Source organism: Streptosporangium sp. NPDC002721 (assembly GCF_042888905.1).
Classification (GTDB): Bacteria; Actinomycetota; Actinomycetes; order Streptosporangiales; family Streptosporangiaceae; genus Streptosporangium.
Map to the genome: position 1 here is coordinate 208,373 of NZ_JBIAQI010000011.1, position 18,318 is coordinate 226,690.

At 72.8% G+C, this 18,318-nt stretch carries 14 protein-coding genes and 1 tRNA gene; 11 read left to right on the plus strand and 4 right to left on the minus strand.

Features of this window, described 5'->3' with window-relative positions; all coding sequences use genetic code 11:
• Positions 1–2 precede the first annotated feature (2 nt).
• Positions 3–1,382, minus strand: coding sequence for a PLP-dependent aminotransferase family protein (locus ACFYWM_RS17790; RefSeq protein WP_389915745.1), 1,380 nt, complete (start codon positions 1,380–1,382; stop codon positions 3–5).
• Between the two features lie 67 nt (positions 1,383–1,449).
• Here ACFYWM_RS17790 and ACFYWM_RS17795 point away from each other — a divergent pair, with 67 nt between their 5' ends.
• From ACFYWM_RS17795 to ACFYWM_RS17830, 8 genes are all read left to right on the plus strand, one after another.
• Entirely contained in the window at positions 1,450–2,094 is a 645-nt protein-coding gene (locus ACFYWM_RS17795; RefSeq protein ID WP_389915747.1) for a pyridoxamine 5'-phosphate oxidase family protein, read from the plus strand.
• Positions 2,095–2,176: 82 nt separating this feature from the next.
• Complete coding sequence (locus tag ACFYWM_RS17800; protein WP_389915749.1) at positions 2,177–4,141, plus strand: protein kinase; 1,965 nt, start codon at positions 2,177–2,179, stop codon at positions 4,139–4,141.
• A gap of 119 nt (positions 4,142–4,260) precedes the next feature.
• The gene (locus ACFYWM_RS17805; protein ID WP_389915753.1) at positions 4,261–5,982 is read left to right on the plus strand and encodes a serine/threonine-protein kinase; all 1,722 of its coding nucleotides are present in this window, start codon (positions 4,261–4,263) and stop codon (positions 5,980–5,982) included.
• Positions 5,983–6,001: 19 nt separating this feature from the next.
• Positions 6,002–7,432: a hypothetical protein gene (locus ACFYWM_RS17810; RefSeq protein ID WP_389915756.1), complete on the plus strand. Its 1,431-nt coding sequence runs from the start codon at positions 6,002–6,004 to the stop codon at positions 7,430–7,432.
• 55 nt (positions 7,433–7,487) lie between these two features.
• Complete coding sequence (locus ACFYWM_RS17815; RefSeq protein ID WP_389915758.1) at positions 7,488–8,666, plus strand: DUF2510 domain-containing protein; 1,179 nt, start codon at positions 7,488–7,490, stop codon at positions 8,664–8,666.
• Between the two features lie 22 nt (positions 8,667–8,688).
• Positions 8,689–9,291 carry an oligoribonuclease gene (gene orn / locus ACFYWM_RS17820; RefSeq protein ID WP_389915760.1) on the plus strand — a complete coding sequence of 201 codons (603 nt, stop codon included), beginning with the start codon at positions 8,689–8,691 and terminating at the stop codon, positions 9,289–9,291.
• Between the two features lie 76 nt (positions 9,292–9,367).
• Positions 9,368–9,443: transfer RNA gene (locus ACFYWM_RS17825), tRNA-His, on the plus strand.
• 153 nt (positions 9,444–9,596) lie between these two features.
• Positions 9,597–9,851, plus strand: a complete 255-nt coding sequence (locus ACFYWM_RS17830) for a helix-turn-helix transcriptional regulator (RefSeq protein ID WP_362865811.1) — start codon at positions 9,597–9,599, stop codon at positions 9,849–9,851.
• 149 nt (positions 9,852–10,000) lie between these two features.
• On the opposite strand, the gene lat is transcribed toward ACFYWM_RS17830, so the two are convergent.
• Positions 10,001–11,302, minus strand: coding sequence for an L-lysine 6-transaminase (gene lat / locus ACFYWM_RS17835; protein ID WP_389915764.1), 1,302 nt, complete (start codon positions 11,300–11,302; stop codon positions 10,001–10,003).
• A gap of 327 nt (positions 11,303–11,629) precedes the next feature.
• Between lat and ACFYWM_RS17840 the strand changes: the two genes are divergently transcribed.
• On the plus strand, positions 11,630–12,829 hold the full coding sequence (locus ACFYWM_RS17840; protein WP_389915767.1) for a M20 family metallopeptidase: 1,200 nt from the start codon (positions 11,630–11,632) through the stop codon (positions 12,827–12,829).
• Positions 12,830–12,887: 58 nt separating this feature from the next.
• Here ACFYWM_RS17840 and ACFYWM_RS17845 read toward each other — a convergent pair whose 3' ends face one another.
• Complete coding sequence (locus ACFYWM_RS17845) at positions 12,888–13,556, minus strand: hemolysin III family protein (RefSeq protein ID WP_389915770.1); 669 nt, start codon at positions 13,554–13,556, stop codon at positions 12,888–12,890.
• 147 nt (positions 13,557–13,703) lie between these two features.
• On the opposite strand from ACFYWM_RS17845, the gene ACFYWM_RS17850 reads away from it, so the two are divergent.
• The gene (locus ACFYWM_RS17850; RefSeq protein WP_389915773.1) at positions 13,704–14,552 is read left to right on the plus strand and encodes a spermidine synthase; all 849 of its coding nucleotides are present in this window, start codon (positions 13,704–13,706) and stop codon (positions 14,550–14,552) included.
• A 90-nt stretch (positions 14,553–14,642) separates the two neighbouring features.
• On the opposite strand, the gene ACFYWM_RS17855 is transcribed toward ACFYWM_RS17850, so the two are convergent.
• Positions 14,643–16,475: a sensor histidine kinase gene (locus tag ACFYWM_RS17855; protein WP_389915775.1), complete on the minus strand. Its 1,833-nt coding sequence runs from the start codon at positions 16,473–16,475 to the stop codon at positions 14,643–14,645.
• Between the two features lie 184 nt (positions 16,476–16,659).
• Between ACFYWM_RS17855 and ACFYWM_RS17860 the strand changes: the two genes are divergently transcribed.
• Positions 16,660–18,129 carry a serine hydrolase gene (locus ACFYWM_RS17860; protein WP_389915778.1) on the plus strand — a complete coding sequence of 490 codons (1,470 nt, stop codon included), beginning with the start codon at positions 16,660–16,662 and terminating at the stop codon, positions 18,127–18,129.
• The last annotated feature ends 189 nt before the right edge of the window (positions 18,130–18,318 follow it).

The following is an 18,318-nucleotide window of genomic DNA, read 5'->3' on the forward strand; positions in this document are numbered from 1 at the left end:
GGTCAGCCGATCAGCTCGGCGACGACCGAGATCCCCCGCCTGACGTCGGCCCGCGACGCGGAGCCGTAGCCGATCACCAGGCCGTGCCGCAGCCGCGGCCCGTAGTAGTGGCGGGCCATCGAGTCGAGCAGCACGCCGCGGGCCCGGGCCGCCTCGACCAGGGGCTCGACCGTGTCCTCGGGCAGCTCCACCATGACGTGCAGCCCCGCGGTGTCACCGGTGACCCTGGAGCCGAGGATGTCGACGATCGCGGCGCGGCGGCGGGCATACTCCAGGCGGGTGCGGCGCAGGTGCCGGTCCAGGTCCCCGTTCTCCAGGAGCACCGCCACCGCCTGCTGGGCCGGGCCGCTCGTGCGGTCGGCCAGGGCGTCCCTGGTCACGGCGAGGGCTTCGACGAAACCCGGCCTGGCGACGAGCCAGCCCACGCCGACGTCGGGCGTCAGCGCCTTGCTCAGGCTGCCCAGCAGCACCACCCGGTCGGGGTCGAGCCCGTGCAGGGCGGGCAGCGGGGCGACGTCGTAGCGGAACTCGGCGTCGTAGTCGTCCTCCACGACGATCGCGCCGGTGCGGCGGGCCCAGGCGAGGAGGCGTTCCCTGCGCGGGATGGGCAGGCGCCCGCCGAGGGGGTACTGGTGGGCGGGGGTGGTGTAGAGGACGCGCAGGTCGTCGGGGAGGCCGTCGACGACGACGCCGTCCTCGTCGACCGGGCAGGGCACGAGCTCGGCGCCCCGACCGGCGAAGACGTTCCTGGCGACGCGGTAGCCGGGCTCCTCGACGCCCGCCCGGTCGCCGGGCCGCAGGAGGGTCGCGGCGACCAGGTCGAGCCCGTTGCCGGTGCCCCGGGTGACCATGACGTTCTCCGGCCCGACGGGGATCGCCCTGCTCCTGCGGAGGTGCTCGGCCAGCGCGGCGCGCAGCCTCGGCAGGCCGCGGGGGTCGGGGTCGCTCTCCGGCGCCAGGTCGGCCGCCCCGCGCCAGGCCCGGCGCCAGGCCGCCCTGTCGTAGTCGTGGACCCAGGGCCTCCCCGGACGCAGGTCGATCATCTCCCGCCCGTTCTCCCTGACCGGCACGAAAAGTACGGGAACGGGTGCGGGAACGACGATCCGCCCCTCGGCGGGGAGCGCCATGTCGGCCACGTAGGTGCCCGAGCCGTGACGCCCCTCCAGCCAGCCCTCCGCGTACAGCTGCTGGTAGGCCTCCGTGACGACGGTGCGGCTGACCGCGAGCTGGCGGGCGAGGGCCCGGGTGGAGGGCAGGCGCTCGCCGGAGGAGAGGGCGCCGCCGCGCATGGCGTCCCTGAGCCGGTCGCCGAGCTGGACGGCGAGCGCCGTGGCGGCCTCGCGGTCCACCGATACGGGCAGGTCGACGGAGGGGCGCGGCAAAGTGGTCTCCTGTATGAGCATGAAAGTGGACGTGTTCTCGGTATCCACTTCTTCCTAGATTAGTGCCATGCTCTCCACGACTCCCCGTACCACCCTCAAGCGCGCGAAGAACCGGGGCCGGACCTCCCGGGAGGACCTGTACGCGGTGCTGGACGCCGGGCTGGTCTGCCACCTGGGTATCCTGGCCGGCGGATCGCCCATGGTCGTCCCCACCGGCTACGGCCGGATCGGCGACACCCTCTACCTGCACGGCTCCACCGGCGCGACCTCCCTGCGCAACGCGGACGAGGTGTGCGTCACGGTGACCCACGTGGACGGCGTCGTGCTGGCCCGCTCGTCCTTCCACCACTCGCTCAACTACCGCTCCGCGATGGTCTACGGCCGCCCCCGCCGGGTGGACGACCCCGAGGAGCGCCTGGCCGGGCTGCGGGCGATCACCGAGCAGCTCGCCCCCGGCCAGTGGGACGCCACCCGCGAGCCGACCGGCAAGGAGCTCGCCGCGACCATGGTGCTCGCCCTCTCCCTCGCCGAGGCGTCGGTGAAGGTGCGCCAGGGCCCGCCGGTCGACGACGAGGAGGACTACGCGCGGCCGATCTGGGCCGGGGTCCTGCCGCTCCACCAGGTCTGGGGCACCCCCGAGCCCGATCCCGCGCTGACGTGGGACCTGGCCGTGCCCGACCACATCGCGTCGCGAACCATACCCGTTCGGTAAGCCTTCGCGGCAAACCCCTCCCGCGCGCCACGCGTCTCCATGACGAGGCCCCCTATCCGGCCCCCGAACCATGGAGGCGGCCATGACGGCCATCGGCTGGACACCCCCCGGCTACACCGAGCTGCGCGAGATCGGCGCGGGCGGCGGCGGGCGGGTGGTCCTCGCCCGTCACGACGAGTCGGGCACCCTGGTGGCGATCAAGTACCTGGCCGGGTGGCTCAGGGACGACCCGGGCTTCCTCGCCCGCTTCCGCGAGGAGGCCAGGCTCCTGGTGGAGCTGGCGGACGAGAACGTGACCCGGCTGTACGAATACGTCGAGGTGCCCGGCGCCGCCGCCATCGTGATGGAGGCCGTCAACGGCGTCTCCCTGCGCGCGCTGCTGCGCGAGCACGGCCCGACGGGGCCCGAGGCGGCGCTGGCCGTGCTCAAGGGCTCGCTCCTGGGGCTGGCCACCGCCCACCGGACCGGGCTGGTGCACCGCGACTACAAGCCGGAGAACGTGCTCGTCGAGGCCACGGGCACCAGCAAGCTCGTCGACTTCGGCATCGCCGTGCGGGCGGGAGAGGGCGGCCGGGCCGCGGGCACCCCGCCCTACATGGCCCCCGAGCAGTGGACGGGCGCGCCCGCCTCCCCCGCCTCCGACGTCTACGCCGCGACGACGGTCTTCTTCGAGTGCCTGGCCGGGCACCGCCCGTACCTCTCCGGTGAGCGGGTGGTGCTGATGCACCAGCACATGACCGCGCCGGTCCCGGTGGAGGAGGTCCCCGAGCCGGTCAGGCCCCTGGTCGCCAGGGGCATGGCCAAGCGGCCCGGTGACCGGCCGGCCGGTGCCGCGGAGTTCCTGGCGGAGCTGGAGAGCGTCGCGGCCGCGGCGTACGGGGAGGAGTGGGAGGAGCGCGGGCGGGCCCGGCTGGCCGCCCTGGTGGTGCTGCTCCCGCTGCTGTTCCCGGCCGGCACCCCCGCCCCGGCGGGCGGGACCACGCTGTTCCGGACGGTGCTGGACACGCTGCGCTCGAAGTCCGCCGGGGTGGTGGCGGGCGCCGCGGGGGTGGTGCTGGTCGCGGGCGGCGCAGGCGTGTACGCCCTGGCCTCGGGAGGACCGGAGCCGCCGCGCAGGATCGACGTGGCCGCCGCGACGCCGCCGCCGCCTCCCTCCCCCGGCACGCGGGGCCAGGCGCCGCCGTCCCTGCCCGCGCCCTCCCCGGCGGGCTTCTCCCCTCCCGCGTCCGCGGGGCCGGTCCCGTCCACCGGTCCCACCCCGGGTCAGACCGCTCCCACCACGGGACCGGCCCCGTCGTCCGGTCCCACCGGGGCGGGCACCCCCTCCGCCGGGGGGACGACCGCTCCCCCCGCCACCGGCACTCCCGGGCCGACACCCTCGGCGACGCCGACGCCTCCGTCCTCCTCGCCGACGCCGACGACCGGCCCCTCCACCGCGCCCCCCGAGGCGGGGGTACGCCGGGTGGAGGTGGTGCGGGCCCGCGTCAACGCGCGGGGCGCGGCCTCGGTGTCGGTCGCGGTCGACGCCGCGAACGCCCGGCAGGTACGCCTGCGCGTGGTCTTCCGCGCCGGCCCCGCCGTGCGGAGAACGGTCGTGCCGCTGTCGGGCGCGACGAGTTACTCGCGTACGGTCAGGTTCGGCTTCCCGCGGGTGGGGTGCGGGGCGGCCTGGAACGTGGTGGTGACCAGCCTCCCCTCGGGCCGTACGAGCGGGGCGAGCGGCGAGACCCCGCCGTGCGCCGGGCCGGCACGCACCCCGGAACCGGCTCCGACGGCGACCAGGACGGCCGCGCCCACCTCGAAGCCCACCTCCAGGCCCACCTCCGAGCCCACCTCCAGGCCCACGCGGAGGCCCACCCCGAGGCCGACGGTGACCCGCACCCTCCGGCCCGGACCGGAGGTGACGGCCACCCGCCCCACGCGCCCCGGCTCCGAGTCGACGGTCACCCGCACCGCGAATCCCCCGGTCACCCGCAGCGCAAGACCGAAAATCGGTATTTCGGTCATACCGCCATCGCCGGGAAATCGGGTCACCGGTAGCGGATAACCACTGATCAGCTCCGTACCGTGAGACTGATTCGCGGTTAATGAGCGAAATGCGGTTATCTATCGCTAGGCTACGGTCCGTCTGTTATGGGTGGGGGCCCAGACAACTGAGGAGACCGTATGTACGGCACGCCATCGGCCTGGCGAGTCCCCGGATACACCGAGATCCGCGAGTTGGGCGCCGGTGCGGCCGGGCGTGTGGTGATGGCTCGGCACGACGCCGACGACATCATGGTGGCGATCAAGTACCTGTCCGACGAGCTCAGGAGCGACGTCGGGTTCGTGGCGCGCTTCCGCCACGAGGCGCGGGTGCTCAACGCCCTGAGCACCCCGCACTCCGTCCGGCTGTACGACTACGTCGAGACCGGTGACGGCGCGGCCATCGTCATGGAGCTGGTCAACGGCGTCGCCCTGCGCTCGCTGCTGCGCTCGGAAGGGCCGACCGGCCCCGAGGCCGCGCTGCTCGTGCTCAAGGGCTCACTCCTGGGCCTGGCCGCCGCGCACTCGGCGGGCGTGGTGCACCGCGACTTCAAGCCCGAGAACGTGATGGTGCAGGCCGACGGGAGGAGCAAGCTCGTCGACTTCGGCATCGCGGTCCGCTCCGGCGACGGCGACACCCCCGCGGGCACGCCGCCCTACATGGCTCCCGAGCAGTGGGTGGGCGGTCCCGCGGGGCCCGCCACCGACGTCTACGCCGCCACCGTCGTGTTCTTCGAGTGCCTGACCGGCACCCGGCCCTTCCGGGCCACGAACATCGCCGCGCTGGCCCGCCAGCACCAGGTCATGCCACCGCCGATCGAGGAGGTGCCCGCCGCCCTGCAGGGACTGGTGGAGCGCGGCCTGGCCAAGCACCCCGCCGACCGGCCGCCGACCGCCAGCGCCTTCCTCACCGAGCTGGAGGCCGTGGCCGCCGACGCCTACGGCCCCGACTGGCAGGAGCGCGGCCGGCGCCGCCTGGCCGGGATCGCCGGTCTGCTCGCCGCGATGTTCCCGCTGGACGCGCCCGTCCCCGGAGCCGAGACCTCGCTGGCGATGACCGAGCTCGCCGACGGCGACGACGGCGGGGAGCGGACCTCCTCGATCAGCAGGCTGAGCGTCAAGATCCTCGTCGGTGTCGGCTGCATCGCGGTGATCGGCGGGCTGACCGCGGTGCTGGTCGGCTCGGGCGGCTCCACGGAGATCCAGTCACAGAGTTCCGTCACCTCGCAGAGCCCGACCCCCTCGGACCCGCTGGAGACCCTCCTTCCCGAGGACGAGGTCGAGGAGATCGACGAGCCGGTGGAGGCGTCGCCGACCGCGGCCACGCCGACGCCGACCCCGAGCACCACCGCCACCTCGGGCCTGCCGCCCGTGGCGCCCACCGCGACGACGGCGGCCGCGACGCCCACGCCGTCGGCCAGGCCGACCAGGAGGCCCACCACGCGGCCGACGAGCAAGCCCGCGCCGGAGGAGCCGTCAGCGACCCCCACCCCGGAGGGCAGTTCCACCCTGGACGGTCCTCGCGACCCCGACCGCCCCACGACCAGGCCTCCGTCGCCCACCCCGACCCAGCCGACCGCCGCCCCGACCCGCCCGACCACTGCCCCGACCCGCTCGGCCACTCCGCCCCCGACGACGCCCTCCCCCACCCAGACCCAGACGGCGAATCCGGAGCCCACTCCCACCGGAGGCTCCTCGTCACCGGGTACCGAATCGCCTCCGGCCCTCACCAGCTCGCCCCTGCCGCCCGCGGGGACGGCCCCGGCCGCGTTCCTCGCGCTGGGCCTGGTGACGAGCGGTGCCGTACCGTTCACACTGGCCGTCAAGCGCGGCATGGCGGGATGGCACCGGAAACGCCGGTAGACAGGGGAACAATCGCGATATGAGCACGGACCGGGGAGGGGGCGCCGGGTTCCGGCTGACCGGCCGCACCTGGGCGGACGACCTGGGAATCTGGTCGTCGGCCGTCACGGCCGACGGGCGGCCGGGGAGCGCGCTCAGGTTCGACCCTCGGCTGGTCGCCGACCCCGCGGCGCGCGAGCGGCTGGTCGCGGCCGTGATCGCCGACCGCAGGCTCGCGCAGGGCGGCACGGGCGGACTGGTCCCGGTCGCCGACCTCGTCACGGCCGGGGACGAGGTCTGGCTGATCACCTCGGAACCGGCCGGCCCGACGGTGGGCGACCTGCTGTCGTCCGGCCCGCCCGGCCCGTCCGGGTCACCCCGGCCCGACGCGGGCAGCGCGGCCACCGTCCTGGTGGAGACAGCGCAGGCGCTGCTGGCCGTGCACGCCTCCGGGCTCGCCCACGGGGAGCTCCACCCGGGCACCGTGGTGATCTCCTCGGACGGATCGGCGCTGCTCTCCAAGCGGGGGCTGGCCGACGCCCTGTTCGGCCGCCCTCCCGCGCCGGAACGCGACGTGGCGGCCTGGGCGTCGCTCGCCCGGGGGCTGGCCGCGACCTGGGCCTCGGCCGACCGCGAGGCCGCCGGGCTGCTGGAGAGGGTGGCGGCGACGGCCTCCATCAGGGGGCTCGCTCCCGCGCGCGACGCGCTGCTCGCCGGGCGCGACGTCCTGCCGTCCGGGTTCACCACCCGCGACCGGCTCGTGGCGACCCTGCACCGGTGGCCGGGGCACGAGGCGCCCACCCTGGGCGGGCATCCGGGACCGGCGCGCTCCGCCCCCGACGAGGGGGAGATCGTCACGCTGCTACACGTCCCCAAGGCCGATGATCCGCGTGCCCCGGGGGGTGGCGAGCGCCGGTCCGAGGACGTGGTCATGCGGTTCGGTCCCGGGGTGCCGTCGGAGACCACGGCCGCCCAGCTGTGGCGGGCCGGGCGGGACCAGCAGCAGACCGAGCTGCCGTCCGGCGGGCTCGCCGCCGCCGCGGCCCCCCGCGCGCGGCGCAGGCGCGGCCGTACGGTCCTCGCCTCGGTGATCCTCGCGCTGATGGTCGTGGCCGCGCTGGCGCTCTGGCTGTTCTGGACCCCGGCGGCGCCCCTTGAGGTGACGAAGGTGGACGTCAGCGCCCCGAAGAAGGCGCAGGGGTGCGACACGACGGTCAAGATCACCGGAGTGCTGTCCACCAACGGCGCGGGCGGCGAGATCCGCTACCGGTGGAAGCGGAGCGACCGCAAGGAGCCGATCACGCAGACCGACCGGATCGCGTCCGGGGACGCCTCGCACGAGGTGAGCCTGGAGTGGACGGTCAAGGGCGAGGGAAGTTTCAAGGGAACCGCCACGCTGACGCTGCTCTCCCCGGTCCCCGAGGGGAAGAAGCTGCAGGACAGAGCGACGTTCATTTACAAATGTTCATGAGTGATCACCAAGGTCCACAATGCGGCACAAAGCCGTTCTTACTACTCTGGCGGCCATGACCACGCAGACCCCCTCCGGCTGGTACCCCGACCCCTACGGCTCACCGCTGTTGCGGTGGTGGGACGGCAGTGAGTGGACCGACGCCACCCATCAGACGGACGCCCCCGCCGGGCAGGGCCCGCAGACCGGCCCCTTCCCCCAGTCACACCCCTCGGGACCCGGCCTCCAGCGGACAGGACCGCACCCGGCGGGCCCCGGCCCCCAGCAGACGGGACCGCACCCGGCCGGACCTCCCGGCCCCTCCGGTCCTCCCGGCCCCTCCGGCCCCTCCGGCCCCTCCGGCCAGTGGTCCCGTCCGGCCGGGCAGGCGCCGGCGGGCATGGGGCAGCCGCACTGGGAGGGCGGGCCGCCGAACGGCCACACGGCGCAGATGCCCCTCCCGCCGTACGGCGGCGGCTACCCGTCCGCACCGCCCCCGCGCAAGAGCGGCCCTCTGCCGTGGATCCTGGGCGGCGGCGGCGTGCTGATCCTGATCGTCGTGATCGTGGTCGCCGCGATGTATCTGATCAACCCCGATCGCACGAACACCGCGAGCGAACCCACCGGCGTCTCGACGCCGCCTCCCTCGGCGTCCCTGGAGCCCAGCCAGGAGCCGACCCCCGAGGCGACCCCCGCGCCCTCGGGGAGCCCGCTGCCCCAGGCCGTGGACGGGCGCGTCACGGACCCGGTGACCGGCCTGTCGTACGAGATGCCCGGTGGGCCGTGGGAAGTGCCCCCCAGCGTCGGGGGCGGGCTCGGTTTCGTCTGGACCAGCGCGGCCGTCGCCGTCGCCCAGGAGAACTTCGACGGCAGGGGCGGCAACTGGCTCGGCAACGTGCTGACCGGCGAGCTTCCCGATCAGTTCGGCTACCGGGGCGTCGACAGCATGCGCTCGGTCGCCACGTCGCTGCTGCAGGTCGTGGAGCCCAATTTCTACACTCCCCCGCACCGCCGGAAGATCGTCGAGGACAAGGCCGTCAAGGTCAGCGGCAAGGACGCCTGGCTGTTCGTCTTCGACCTGGACTTCTCCGAGCAGGCCGAGGCCAACGACTGGAAGTGGAAGCGGGAGCGGGCCGCGTTCGTGATCGTCGACCGTGGCGAGGGCAGGCGTCCGGCGCTGGCCTACGTCTCCGTGCCGGACAATCTCGACATTTCTGTGGCAGACAAGGTGATCAAGTCATTCAAGCTCCCGTGAAGTGAGTACTACCCTGAGGGCTATGAGTGACCTGCTGGTCTGGATCGACTGTGAGATGACCGGGCTCGACCTTGGACGTGACGCGCTGGTCGAGGTGGCCTGCGTGGTCACCGACGGCGAGCTGAACCAGCTCGACGAGGGGGTGGACGTGGTCATCAAGCCCCCGCCCGAGTCCCTTGAGCAGATGTCGGAGGTGGTGCGGGAGATGCACACCGCCTCCGGCCTGCTGGACGCGCTGGGGGGCGGTGTCACGCTGGCCGAGGCCGAGGCCATGGTGCTCGAATACATCAGGAGCCACATCCGGGAGCCGAAGAAGGCGCCGCTGTGCGGCAACTCCATCTCCACGGACCGGTCGTTCCTCTCCCGCGACATGCCCGCCGTGGACGGATTCCTGCACTACCGGATGATCGACGTCTCCTCGGTGAAGGAGCTGTCCCGGCGCTGGTACCCCCGGGTCTACTTCGCCTCGCCCGAGAAGCAGGGCGGTCACCGGGCGCTGGCCGACATCGTCGAGAGCATCCGGGAGCTGCGCTACTACCGCGCGGCGGTCTTCGTGCCCCAGCCCGGCCCCGACTCCGCCACCGCCAGGGAGCTGGCCGAGGGCGTGTCCGCGCGCAGGTCTTGAGCGTTTCACGAGAAACCCGGTACGAAACGACTCCCAAAGACCGCTACACTTTTCATGTGCTGCTGCGGCGGCGATGGTGGGCGTAGCTCAGTTGGCAGAGCGCTAGGTTGTGGTCCTAGATGCCGGGGGTTCAAGTCCCCTCGCTCACCCCACGAGAACGGCCGGTCCTTCGGGACCGGCCGTTCTTCATTTCCGATCTCATTACCCACCAAAAGTGGATATTGCAGGTTATGCTCGCTGATATCGCTACGCCGTTAGATTCGGGGGTTTCGGCGACCTGACCGTGTTGCAGCCACGGAGGCCGGATGAGAGTCGACGACGCCCCGTTCGACGCAGAGCCCAGAGTCGTGACGGGTCTGAGCAGGCGTGAGACCGAGGTCATGGAACTGATCGCGACGGGGCGCTCCAACGGGCAGATCGCCCAGCACCTGTTCCTGAGCGAGAAGACCGTGAAGAACCACGTGAACCGGATCTACGCCAAACTCGGCGTCGACTCGCGGGTCACCGCGATCGACCTGTGGCTGGAACGGGCGGCCCGCGACGAGCCCCGGCCCTACTAGCGCCCACCGGGCACGGAAAGCCCCGACATCGCCAGGCGCGGGGAGCCCCGGTAGCGCCAGGCGGAGAGCACCGGTACCACCAGGCGCGGGGAGCCCCGGTACCGCCAGGCGGAGAGGCCCGGTAGCGCTGGACGGAGAGCCCGGCACCGCTAGGCGGAGAGCCGCAGGCAGCGAGATGCCTCCAGGGCGCGGGCGATGGCGGACGTGCCCTCCCCCAGCTCCTCGGAGGTGATCGAGAGCGCCGGGCGCAACCGTACCGACCGCTCGCCGCAGGGCAGGACCAGCACGCCCTCCTCCTCCCGCAGGCGGGCCACCAGGAGATCGCGCTCCACCGCGTCCGGCAGGTCGAAGGCGCACATCAGGCCGCGCCCGCGCGCGTTCTCCGCCAGGTCGGGGAAGCTCTCCTGGATCTCCCGCAGCGCCGCGAGAAGCTCGGCGCCGAGCCTGCCCGCGCGCGGGATCAGGCCGTCGCGCTCCACGATCTCCAGCATCCGGCGGGAACGGACCATGTCGACCAGGCCGCCGCCCCAGGTGGAGTTGATCCTGCCGCTGACCTGGAACACGTTGCCGGGCACCGCGTCGACCCTGCGGCCCGCCATGATCCCGCCCACCTGCACCTTCTTGGCGAAGGCCACCACATCGGGACGCAACCCCAGTTGCTGGTACGCCCAGGGGGTGCCGGTCACCCCCGCGCCGGTCTGCACCTCGTCCATGACGAGGAGGGCGTCGTACTCGTGGCAGAGCCGTTCCATCGCGAGCAGGAACTCCGCCCGCATGTGGTTGTCTCCGCCCTCGCCCTGGATGGGCTCGGCGATGAAGCAGGCGATGTCGTGGGGGTGGCGCTCGAAGGCCGCCCGCGCCGCGGCCAGGGCCCTCCCCTCGGCCGCCTCGACGTCGCCGAGATGGATCGCGGGCACCTCGATCCTGGGCCAGTCGAACTTCGGGAAGCGGTCGGTCTTGATCGGGTCGGTGTTCGTCAGCGAGAGCGTGTAGCCGCTGCGCCCGTGGAAGGCACGGGTGAGGTGGAGCACCTTGGTGCCGAGCTCCGGGGAGCGCCCCCGCGAGGCGTTGAGACCGCTCTTCCAGTCGAAGGCGCACTTCAGCGCGTTCTCCACGGCGAGGGCGCCGCCCTCCACGAAGAACAGGTGCGGCAGCTCGGGGTCGCCGAGCACCCGGGCGAACGTCTCGGCGAAGTCGGCCAGGTGGGTGGTGTAGAGATCGGAGTTGGAGGGCTTGTTCGCGGCGACCCTGCCGAGCAGCGCCAGGAACTCCGGATCGTCGTCGAACGGGTTCACCCCGAGGGGCGCCGAGGCGAAGAAGGTGTAGAAGTCCAGATAACTTCGGCCGGTGTGGGCGTCGACGAGACGGGAACCCCGGCTCCGTTCGAGGTCCAGCACGAGACGGTAGCCGTCGACGAGCAGGTGACGGGCGAGACGACCATGAACGTCCATGTCCCCTCCACGGTGATCCGAGAAGATGATCCCCCGTCGTTGACGCTTCTACACGGAGACATTACGCATCAGATTCGATTCTTGCGAAGATTTTCTTGCTCACACCTGACTGGAGGGTGGATGTCCGGGTGCCCGGACCGCGCGACCCGACCGCGACCCGACCGCAGCCCGACCACACGATCCGACCGCGGCCCGACCGCACGGTCCGGCCTCCCCGGATGACCGTCTTCCTTCCCGGAGATCACCCCTTCCGAGACCACAAGCCGGTCAAATCGGCCTATCGTGCGATAAGTGCGATAAGGCAGTACAACAGCAGGAGGAGTCCCGATGTCCCTTCGCGAATCCGCAGCCGACATGCGGGACGAGCTGATCCGTCTCCGGCACGCCCTGCACCGGGAGCCGGAGCTCGGCCTCGACCTGCCGCGCACGCAGGAGAAGGTGCTGACCGCGCTGTCGGGCCTGCCCCTGGAGGTACGGCTCGGCGAGGGGCTGAGCTCGGTCACCGCCGTGCTGCGCGGCTCCCTGCCGGGTCCGACCGTGCTGCTCAGGGGCGACATGGACGCCCTTCCGGTCTCCGAGCGGGGTGACGCGGCGGTTACGTCGCGGGTCGCCGGGCGGATGCACGCCTGCGGCCACGACCTGCACACCACCATGCTGGCGGGCGCGGCACACCTGCTGGCCGCCGGACGCGACCGGCTCGCGGGGAACGTGGTCTTCATGTTCCAGCCCGGCGAGGAGGGCCAGGGCGGCGCGAAGATCATGATCGACGAGGGCGTGCTGGACGTGACGGGCGAGCGCCCGGTCGCGGCCTACGCCCTGCACGTGGTCAGCTCGATACTCCCTCAGGGCGTCTTCGTGACCAGGGCCGGCCCGATCATGGCCGCCGCGGACAGGTTCACGGTGACCGTGCGCGGCGCCGGGGGCCACGGCGCCTCCCCGCACCGCGCCAAGGACCCGATCCCCGCGGCCTGCGAGATGGTCACCGCGCTGCAGACCATGGTGACGCGCGGGTTCGACGTGTTCGATCCCGTGGTGGTCACCGTCGGCAGCTTCCACGCGGGCAGCGCCGACAACGTGATCCCCGACGAGGCCCGCTTCGAGGCCACGATCCGGTCGTTCTCCTCCGCCGCGCACGCGCGCGTCCAGGAACGGGCGGTGATGCTGGTGAGGGGCATCGCGGCGGCGCACGGGCTGGAGGTGGACACCGACTACGAGGTGAACTACCCGGTCACGGTCAACGACGGCGCCGAGGCCCGGTTCGCGAGCGCGGCCATCCGCGAGATCTACGGTGAGCGGCGCTTCGTCGAGGCCCCCCAGCCGTTCACCGGCTCCGAGGACTTCTCCTTCGTCTGCGATCAGGTGCCGTCGGCCTTCGTGGCACTCGGCGCCTGCCCGGCGGACGCCGATCCGGGCAGGGCCGCCTACAACCACGCCCCCGAGGCCAGGTTCGACGACGCGGTGCTGCCCGACGGGGCCGCGCTCTACGCCGAGCTCGCGACCCGCCGCCTCGCCCTCGCCGCGAGCTGAACGCCCCGAGCCGACCGGACGGACCTGACGGGCTCGGTGCCACACGGTACGGGGCCCGTCACGCCGCCGCGTAGACCACCAGTGAGACCGCCACGTACTGCGCCAGGTAGGCGGCGACGGTGAAGGCGTGGAAGACCTCGTGGAAGCCGAACCAGCGGGGAGAGGGGTCGGGCCTGCGCGTGCCGTACACGACCCCGCCCGCCGTGTAGAGCACCCCGCCGAGGAAGATCAGGGCCACCGCGACCACCCCCGCGCCCTCCACGAGCTGGGGCAGCACGAAGACGGCCGTCCAGCCGAGGCCGATGTAGAGCGCGGTAGAGAGCCAGCGGGGAGCGCCGGTCCACAGCACCCGGAAGAGGACCCCGGCGACCGCGCCGGTCCAGACCACGCCGAGCACCACCGCGCCGGCCGGCCGGTCCAGGGCGAGCAGCGCGAACGGGGTATAGGTGCCCGCGATGATCAGGAAGATGTTGGCGTGGTCGAGGCGCCGGAGCACCTCCTCCGAGCGCGGGGAGAGCGTCCCGCGGTGGTAGGTGGCCGAGATGCCGAAGAGCAGGCCGGAGGTGATCGCGTAGATCGCGGCGGCGAGCCTCGCCTCCAGGGTGGGCCCCAGCGCGACGAGGACGAACCCCGCGACGAGCGCCACGGGCAGCGCTCCGGCGTGCAACCAGCCGCGAAGACGGGGCTTGACGGACTCTGCGAGCGTTTCCGCGAGGATCGGGGCCATGAACCTACGGTAGCGTAAGTTACGCCGCCGTAGGTTGTGATCTGTCCTACACGGACGTCAACCGGTCGCGACTGCGCATATGGTTTCCCCTTCGGGTTCACATCAGGGCGAACTCGGGTTCACATCAGGGAAAAGGGGACCGGACCGATGGGCAGGCGGGAAGCGCGGGAGCCGATGCCGGGACGGTACCCGGTGACCTTCGGCGAGGTCGATCTCCTGCAGGACCTCGACCGGCCCTCCGGTTGGGTGGTCTCCAAGGACGGCGTGCCGCAGTCGTACGTCGACCTCGACGACGCCACCTACCTCGACTTCGAGTACGTCCGGCTGATGGCCGACGTCATCGACCTCCTCGGCGAGGGCCCGCTGGACGCCGTGCACGTGGGCGGCTGCGCCTGCACCCTGCCGCGTTACGTCGCGGCGACCCGCCCCGGGTCCCGGCAGGTCGTCGCCGAGCCGGACGAGGGGCTCGTCCAGCTCGTCAGGGACCAGCTCCGGCTGAAGTCGGTGCCCCGGCTCAAGGTCAGGATCCTCGACGGCCGCACCGCCACCGCCGGGCTCGGCGACGCCTCGGCGGACCTGCTCGTGCTGGACGCCTTCAGCGGTGCCACGATGCCGATCGACCTGGCCACCTCCGAGTACATGGGGGACGTCGCCCGTGTCCTGCGCACGGACGGCACCATGCTGATCAACATCGCCGACGGCAAAGGGCTGGCCTTCACCCGCCGGGTGCTCGCCACCGTCCGCGACACCTTCCCCCAGGTGGTGCTGCTCGCCGAGCCCGGCGTCATGCGGGGGCGCCGCTTCGGCAACCTCATCGTCGCCGCCTCCCGCGTGCCCCTGCCCGTCTCCGACCTGACCCGGAGGGCCGCGGGCGGCCTCACGCAGGCCCGCTGCGTGCACGGCGCGGACATCGTCAACTTCATCGCCGGAGCCCGCCCGCTGAACGACGGCGACGCCGTGGTCATCCCCGTACCCCCACCCGCGGTCTTCGGCTGACCCGCCATCCCCCCGGCCGAGCACATCGGCCCGGTTCCCCAGCCCGCCACATCAGCCCCGCAGATCAGCCCGGTACGTCAGCCCGGTACGTCAGCCCGGCACATCAGCCCGGTACGGAACCCAGGCGCCGACCAGGGTGCCCTCGCCGGGCGTCGAGGAGACGTCGAGGCCGCCGCCGAGCGCGGCCATCCGGTCGGCCAGCGCGCCCAGGCCCCCGCGCCCAGGCCCGCCCCGCTCGAAGCCCTCGCCGTCGTCGGAGACCGTGGCCCGCAGGCGCCCGCCCGACCAGGCCAGCCGCACCTCGATCCTGGAGGCCGCGGCGTGCTTGAGCGCGTTGGCGATCGCCTCGCTGACCGCGAAGTACAGGGCTCCCTCGATCTCGTCGGGAAAGCGGCGCGAACGGAGTGCCGGATCGGCCGTCACGGTCGTGGCCACCGGCAGCCGCGAGCAGCGCTCCTCGACCGCCTCGGCCAGGCCGCCCTGGCTGAGCACGGACGGATGGATTCCCGCCGCCAGTTCCCGCAGGTCGTTGAGGGTCTGGCGGGCCTGCTCGCGCAGGAGTGCCAGGCTGCCGGGGCCGCCGCCGGTGGCGCGGGCCAGCTCCAGCCCCGCGATCAGCGCGACGAGCTGCTGCTGTGCCCCGTCGTGGATGTTGCGCTCGATCCGCCGCCGTTCGGCCTCCTGCGCGTTGACCAGGCGTGCCGCCAGCCTCGCGCTCTGGATCGCCAGCCCGATCGGCACCGCGAGCGAGCCGAGCAGCCTGCGGTCCTCGGCGTTGAAGCGCCCCGCGATCTTGGGGCCGCAGGCGATGCGCCCCAGCCCCGCCGGGACGGCGAGCACCGCCTCCCCGTTCTCCTCCCCCGCCACCACCCGCGTGCCGTCCGCGAGCGTCACGGCGGCCCACCGCGTCTCCAGGCCCGCCCGTACGGCCTCCGCCAGCCTGCCCAGCTGCTCCACGGGGTCCGCCTCTTCCAGACCCGGCCCGAGCCCCGTCAGGAGCTCGTCCACCGTCGGCCTGAGGTCGAAGACCAGGAGGAGCCTGGAGCCCCTCACCGCCATCCGGATGTCGAGCAGGTTGTGGCGGAACACGGCGGTCGCGATCACCGCGGGCAGCGCGGCCACCGCCGTCACGACGCCGACCCAGCTCACCGCCTGGCCGCCCTGCCCGAAGATCACTGTCGTCACGGAGCCGCCCAGGGCGGCCACCACCCCGAGGATCATCCAGCGCAGGCGGCGCCGCTCGACGAGGGTGCCGCGCCGCCGGCGCAGCACGAGGGAGGCCAGCACCGACAGCGCCACGAGGAAGACCACCAGCTGCCCGAGCCCGCCCACCGAGGCGGCGAGCAGCCCGGCCGCGCCTTCGAGTCCCAGCGGGTTGCCTTGCGGGAAGGTCAGGGCGTAGACCTCGTCGGGGCTCAGCAGGACGCCCAGCCAGTGCAGGAGGATCGCCACCCCCGCGATCCAGGCGACCGGGCGCCAGCGCGGCGAGGGCAGCCTGCCGTCGGGGAAGATCAGCGGGATGAACACCCAGTTCAGACCATAGAAGCCGGTGAACAGCGAGGCCAGCAGCGCGCCGGCCGCGGCGAGAGGGCCGGGGGCGTCGCCGTACGCCACCAGGAGGCCCACGCCGAGGATGCCGAGGCCGAGGCAGCCGGCGGTGGCCAGCAGCAGCCAGCCGTAGGGGTTGTCGGGGCGCCTGACCGCGACGAGCAGTCCGACCGAGGGCAGGATCGCGCAGGCCACGATGAAGAGCCACTGCGTGAGCGGCACGGGCACACCGGTCTCCAGCAGGCCGCCCGTGACCATCCCGGCCACCGACACCGCGGCCATGGAGACGGCGAGGGCGCGGAGCGGAGCGGTCGACGCCGACGGGCCCGGGGGCGACGCGGGGGCCGGAACGGTTCGGGAGGCCGTGGACGTCATGGGACGTAGGGTGACCTGCCGCGGGTTCCGCCGTCCAGGGGGTTGTCCGCACATCCGGTGCGGTTCGCCGCACCCGCGAGACGGAGGACCGCCGGGTGTCGTGAGCAGAAGGCGCTTTCTAGTTTCGGATGGAGGCCATCGGGGAGGTGGCCGCAACGCCGGAGAACATCCCAGGGAGCATCTCATGCGGTTGCCGTTCCGATCGAAGCGCCTGCTGGCCCTCGCCGTCGCCGTCACGGCCGTTCCAGCGATGACCCTGCCGCTGGCCGCCCCCGCGTCGGCGGTCACGGCCGGAACGACCACGGCCGAGGCGGTCGCGGCAGGGACGGTCACGGCGGAAGCGGTCGCGGGCGGGGCACTCACGGGCAGGGCACTCACGGACGGAGCACTCGCGGCCGGGAGCCCTTCGGCCGAGCCGGAGATCCCGGACAGCCCCGCGGGCCGGCAGCTGCGCTGGTTCCTCGGCGCGCCGGACCGGGCGCCGCTGGCGGAGAGCGAGCTCAAGGAGCGTCTCAACTCCGGCTTCCTCTCGTCGCTCACGGTCAACGGCGTCAACGCCTTCCTCAAGGCGTCGAAGGGCTTCCGCCTGGAGAAGCTGACCAAGGAGACCCCGTCCGCGCTGGCCGGGACCGGGGCGATCGGTGAGCAGGCGTTCATCCTGCAGCTCGGCGTGGACGGGGACGGGAAGATCAACCTGCTCGGGCTGACGCCCCCCGAGCCGTCCATCCCCGCCGCTCCCGGAAGCTGGAGGAAGCTCGACGCCCGGCTCCGCGAGGTCGCGCCGCGGGTGGGCTTCCTCGCCGCCGAGATCGACAGGCGAGGAAGGTGCGACGTCGCGCACGCCGTGGCACCGGACACGGTCCGGCCGCTGGGCTCGATCTTCAAGCTGTACGTGCTGGGCGCCGTGGCCGAGAGGATCCGCGACGGCGGACTGAAGTGGAACACCGAAATCACGATCAGGCCCGAGTGGAAGAGCCTGGGCGAGGACGGGCTGACGGGCCGCCCCGACGGCAGCACCACCACGGTCGAGGAGGCCGCCAAGCTGATGATCTCGATCAGCGACAACACCGCCACCGACGTCCTGATCCACACCGTCGGCCGCAAGGCCGTGGAGGCCAAGGTACGGCGGTGGTCGAGCCATCCCGAGCGGAACATCCCCTTCCTCACCACGCGCGAGGCCTTCCTGCTCAAGGGCGTGAACCACCCCGCGCAGGCCGGCGCCTACCTGGCGCTCGACACCGCGGGCAAGCGCGCCTACCTGAAGGACACGGTCGCCAAGCAGTCGCTCTCGGACATCGTGCTCTGGCAGAAGCCCAGGGAGATCGACACACTGGAGTGGTTCGGCTCGCCCCGCGACGTCTGCCGCGCCTACGCCGGGCTTCTCAAACTGGGCGGCAGGCGGGTGAGCGCGGTGATGTCGGCCAACGACGTCGGCCTCGGGCTCGACGGGAAGAAGTGGCCGCTGGTCTGGGCCAAGGGCGGTTCCGAGACGGGGGTCCTCGACCTGTCGTACCTGGCCCGCTCGGCCGGGGGGAGGACCTACGTCGTGACCGTGCTGACCAGCGACCCCGCCGCCGCGCTGGACGAGCGGGTCACGGCCCCCGAGCTGATCTCGCTGAGCCGGGGCGGCTTCGCGCTGGCCTCCGGGAAGTAGTCCCGCCCGAGGGCGGGGCCCCACCGGGAGCCGCGGACGACCTCCGGGAACCTGCCACCCTGAGGTGTTCCCGCCCAGGCGACCGCCTTGATCGACGAGGCCGTGATACTTCGTTGCCACGGCCTCGTTCGTCATGGAATAGTTGAAACATCAACTGAGTTGTCACCTGCGAACACCGCAGGAAGGAAC